Here is a 4,912-nt window from a genome sequence, read left to right as displayed (position 1 = left end):
ATGATGGTCCCCAGACCCCTGCAATAATGCAAAAATGAAACAGAAACGGAATGAGATGTCCGGCGGCGAGCCTGGACGACTGGCACGGTGTTGACATGCCATGCGGTTGCCAACAAAATGGCAAGCTTTGGATGGGGATGGTTTGGGTAATGCCCAGGGGAGATGGTGATGATGTTCAAGGAAGTTCAGCAAAAGGTCAATTTTCCCGAACTCGAAGAGGAGGTCCTCGCCTTTTGGAAGGCACGGGATATTCCTGGGCAATCCTTCTCCCTTGCGGGTCCAAAGGGCCCCTATGTTTTTTACGAGGGTCCGCCCACGGCCAATGGTCGCCCCGGTATTCATCATGTCAGCGCCCGTGTGGTGAAGGATCTCTTCCCCCGCTTCAAGACCATGCAGGGTTATCAGGTCTTGCGTCGCGGTGGCTGGGATACCCATGGCTTGCCGGTTGAAGTCGAGATCGAAAAGGAGATCGGATCGACGGGTAAACAGGATATCGAACGCTTCGGGGTCGAGGCTTTCAATCGCAAATGTCGGGATTCGGTGTTTCGTTATATTCAGGATTGGAATCGGATGACGGAACGGATCGGCTTCTGGGTCGATCTGGATAATGCCTACATCACCTATTCGAATAATTTTATCGAGACGGAGTGGTGGATTCTGCACAATCTGTGGGAGAGGGGGCTTTTGTATGAGGACTACAAAGTCACCATGCATTGTCCCCGCTGCAACACCAGTTTGGCGGATCATGAGGTTTCCCAGGGGATCCGGGAGGATGTGGACGATCCCTCCATCTGGCCCAAATTTCGGGTGAAGGTGGCGGATTTGCAGGCTCGCGGACTGGTTCCTGCGGATTTTTTCGGGGAGGTCTCTTTTCTGGCCTGGACCACCACACCCTGGACCCTGGCGGCCAATGTGGCATTGGCCCTGAGCCCGGAAGCGGAGTATGCCCTGGTTCGCAGTCTGCCTTATGCGGGCTACGCCGGGGAGGAACGGGAATATTATATCCTGGCGGCGAGTCTGCTTGACGGCACCTTCGGGGCGGGTGGTTGTGAGGTTCTGTCCTCCTTTCCCGCCAAGGCGTTGCAAGGTTTGTGTTATGCCCCGTTGTTGCAGGGGCGTGTTCCTTCCGGAGAGAAGATCGAAACGGGCTTTCGGGTGATTCTCGATCCCTTCGTCAGTGTGGATGATGGCACGGGAATCGTGCATATCGCCCCCGCCTACGGGGATCTGGAGGTTGGGCGCACCCATGGCCTGCCGACCCTCTTTTCCGTCGATCTGGCCGGTAGGGTCTATCCCGAGGTGACCGAATTGGGATGTGATGCGCCGGGGCCTTATACCGGACAGTTTTTCAAAGAGGCGGACAAGTCCATTCTGCGGGATCTCAAGCGGCGAGGCCTGATCTTTCGGGCGGAGAGAACACGGCATGCCTATCCCTTCTGTTGGCGGGATGACAGTCCGCTGCTCTTTTACGCCAAGAACTCCTGGTACATTCGCACGGCGGCCATCAAGGACAAACTCCTGAGCAACAATCAGGCGATCAACTGGGTTCCCGATCACATTCGCGACGGGCGCTTCGGCCGCTGGTTGGAGAACAACGTCGATTGGGCCGTGACCCGTGAGCGTTTTTGGGGGACGCCTTTCCCGGTATGGGTGAGCGAGGATGGTACGGATCGGGTTTGCGTGGGTTCCGTTGCGCAGTTGGAGGCTTTGGCGGGGCGTCCGTTGCGGGAGTTGGATCTGCATCGGCCTTATGTCGATGAGATCATTTTCGAAAAGGGGGGTAAGCTCTATCGGCGCCTGCCTTATACGGTGGATGTCTGGTTCGATTCCGGGAGCATGCCCTACGCTCAGTGGCACTATCCCTTCGAGAACAAGGAGACCTTCCACAAGCAATTCCCTGCGGATTTCATCAGTGAGGCCATCGATCAGACCCGTGGCTGGTTTTACAGTCTTCATGCCCTGGCGGCTTTGCTGACCGATACGGGCGGGGCGGGGCGGGCTCCCGGTCCTCTGGCCAAGGTGTGTCCCGATGCCCCGGCCTTCCGGAACTGCGTTGTTCTGGGTTTCGTCAACGATGCCAAGGGTCAGAAGATGTCCAAGTCCCGAGGCAACGCCGTGGACCCCTGGAAGACGCTGCAGCAGGTGGGGGCCGATACCTTGCGCTGGTATCTTTATACCGCCAGTCCTCCGGGCAAGAATATCAATTTCGACGCCGAGCAACTGGGCAACTGTTTACGGGACTACTTTCTGACTTTGTGGAACGTCTACGCCTTTTTTGTCCTCTATGCCAATCTGGACAAGCCCGATCTCACCCGGAATGTGCCCGTGGCGGCGCGTCCCGAAGTGGATCGGTGGTTGATTTCCCGGTTGCAGCGGCTGATTCAGACCACCACGGAGTCGTTGGAGAGTTATGATGCCTCCGGTGCGGCTCGGGTTTTGAATCGTTTCGTGGTGGATGAGTTGTCCAACTGGTACGTGCGACGCAATCGGCGGCGTTTTTGGAAAGAGGGCTCCGATACCGACAAGCAGTCCGCCTACCTGACGCTTTACGAGGCCCTGGTTACGGTGGTGCAGTTGATGGCCCCCATGGCGCCATTTCTGGCGGAGTCGATGTATCAGAATCTGGTGCGTTCCCTGGATGGCAAGGCCCGTGAGTCGGTTCACCTGACCCGGTGGCCGGTGGCGGATGTCGCCCTGATCGATCAGGCGCTTCTGGAAGAGATGGACTGGGTATTGAAGTGCGTGGAGATGGGGCGTTCGGCTCGGGCCCAGGCGGGCATGAAGAACCGCCAACCTCTGGCGGGCATGAGTCTTCGGTTGCCCCACGACATCGATCAATCCCGGTTCGAGCGTTATCAGCGGTTGTTGATGGAGGAGTTGAACGTCAAGGAGGTACGCTTCCTGGAGGCTTCGACCAGTCTGGTCAGCTATGCGTTGCGGCCCAATCTGCCCTTGCTGGGCAAACGGCTGGGCAAGCGCTTGCCTCAGTTCAAGCAGGTCATGGCCAGTCTGGACGCGCGTCAGGTGGCGGAACGGGTGCATCGTGGGGAGGCGGTCGTTCTGGTTCTCGATGGAGAGGAGATCTCCTTCGAGCCGGAGGCTTTTTTGGTTGATGTCAAGAGCCCGGAAGGGGTATCGGCCATCGAGGAGGGGAGCTGGTTGCTGGCCCTGGATACCCGGTTGAATGCCGAGTTGTTGGCCGAAGGGCGTACCCGCGAGCTGATCCGTCTGTTGCAGAACGCCCGCAAAAACGGCGATATCGCCGTGGCCGACCGCATTCGCATCGGACTGGAGATGCCGGAGGCGTTGCGGCAGGAGTTGCTGCCCTTCGTGGCGGAGATTCGCCGGGAGGTGTTGGTCAGTGAACTGCTGTTCGAGCCCTTGCCCCATGCGGTTTACCAGGAGAGCGTGGATCTGGAGCAGCAGTCCTTGACCATCTATTTGGGCTGAACGGCTTCAATTGGAAAGGGGATTGCCGGGGTGAGGTCTTCACCCCGGTTTTTTCAGGAGTCTACCGCCTGCCGGGTGTGCCGTGGCTGTGAGGTCGCGTCAGTACAAGCGCGCGATCTGGTCGTTCAGGTTGGGTTTGCCGTTCTGGTCCCAGACCATGGGGGGGCCATCCGGCTGACCCCGTTTGTAGACCTGCAACATGCGACGGGTATTGCGGTGGTCGTACCAGGTCGTTGAGACCCGTACCCCCTCTTCGTATTCGGTTTGGCTGCTGTCGCCGTTCCAGAGATAGGTTGACCAGGTTCCATCCTTCAATCCGTTGTGAAAACCGCCTTGCTGGTGGATGCGCCGCTTGCCGTCCAGACCGCTTTTTTCGTAGAAGGCGACCACTTTTCCCGAAAAGCGGTCGCTGGTTCCCTTCATGTAAGCCACCCCGTTGCGGATGTCCAGTTTGGACAGCTCGACTTCACTGCAGCCGGCCAGCATCAGGACGCTGATCAGCAAGAGATACGATCTGTGCATCACTCTTCTCCTATGTTGCCTCGTCCGAATCGTGGTGCGTGACGAGCTGGTGCAAGGGTGACTCCGCAAAGAGTGCGCCAATCGATATTCGTGAACTATATCCGTATGTTATGGTAATCTTCCGCCGTGGGGACAGGCGAGGAAGGCAGAATTTGCCGCTTGCCCGGCAAGGAGTATCCGGGGGGAGTGGTTTGGCTTGAAAAAATCATGTTCACATCTGTTCATATTTGATGTATACATAATTGCAGAAGGAGGCCCCATGGAAAAGATGACCCCGGCACAGGAGCGGCTGTTGCGTTACGTTTTGCAGCATCAGGAGGTGCATGGCAAACCGCCTTCCTATCGGGAGATGGCGGAGGCCATGGGTTGGGCGTCGGTGAACTCCGTGGCCAGGGCGTTGGAGGAGTTGGAACGGCAGGGGGTGATCGAGCGGGTTCCCGGACGCAACCGCTCGGTGCGGGTGGTGGTGGATGAGGGGTTGCCCCGGGTGCGTCTGGCGGGGGTGATTGCGGCGGGACGCCCCATTGAGGCGACGGAGCAGATGGAGTGGTTGGAGGTTCCTCCCTATCTGGCGGGTCGGGGGGAGACCTTTGCACTGCGGGTATCCGGGGATTCGATGCAGGACGACGGCATTCTGGACGGGGATTTGATCCTGGTGGAACGGCGTTCGGTGGCGGAGAACGGGGAGATCGTTGTGGCGCTGTTGGATGGGTCGGAGGCCACGGTGAAGCGCTTTTCCCTGCAGGATGCGGTGGTGGTGTTGACGCCGGCCAATGCCACGATGCAACCCATGCGTTTTGCGGCGGGTCGTGTGGCGATATTGGGTGTGGTGACCGGGCAGATGCGTTCCTATCGGCGCAAGCCAGGTTGAAGGGTAACTATTCATGCCCCTGCCCAGCGCGGCATGATCGTGTCAACGGCGAAAGGAAAAGTCCCAGGG

The 4,912-nt window shown here is 58.5% G+C and carries 3 protein-coding genes; 2 read left to right on the top strand and 1 reads right to left on the bottom strand.

Annotation, left to right across the window (positions count from 1 at the left end; all coding sequences use genetic code 11):
• The first annotated feature begins 171 nt into the window (after positions 1 to 171).
• Positions 172 to 3,450, top strand: a complete 3,279-nt coding sequence (locus HQL56_18130) for an isoleucine--tRNA ligase (protein MBF0311437.1) — start codon at positions 172 to 174, stop codon at positions 3,448 to 3,450.
• A 99-nt stretch (positions 3,451 to 3,549) separates the two neighbouring features.
• Here HQL56_18130 and HQL56_18125 read toward each other — a convergent pair whose 3' ends face one another.
• Positions 3,550 to 3,972 (bottom strand): hypothetical protein, encoded by a 423-nt coding sequence (locus tag HQL56_18125; protein ID MBF0311436.1) that lies wholly within the window; start codon positions 3,970 to 3,972, stop codon positions 3,550 to 3,552.
• Between the two features lie 259 nt (positions 3,973 to 4,231).
• Between HQL56_18125 and lexA the strand changes: the two genes are divergently transcribed.
• On the top strand, positions 4,232 to 4,843 hold the full coding sequence (lexA, locus tag HQL56_18120) for a transcriptional repressor LexA (protein ID MBF0311435.1): 612 nt from the start codon (positions 4,232 to 4,234) through the stop codon (positions 4,841 to 4,843).
• Positions 4,844 to 4,912 lie beyond the last annotated feature (69 nt).

Source organism: Magnetococcales bacterium, from assembly GCA_015231925.1.
Taxonomy (GTDB): Bacteria; Pseudomonadota; Magnetococcia; order Magnetococcales; family JADGAQ01; genus JADGAQ01.
This window is presented reverse-complemented; position numbering and strand designations above follow the sequence as displayed.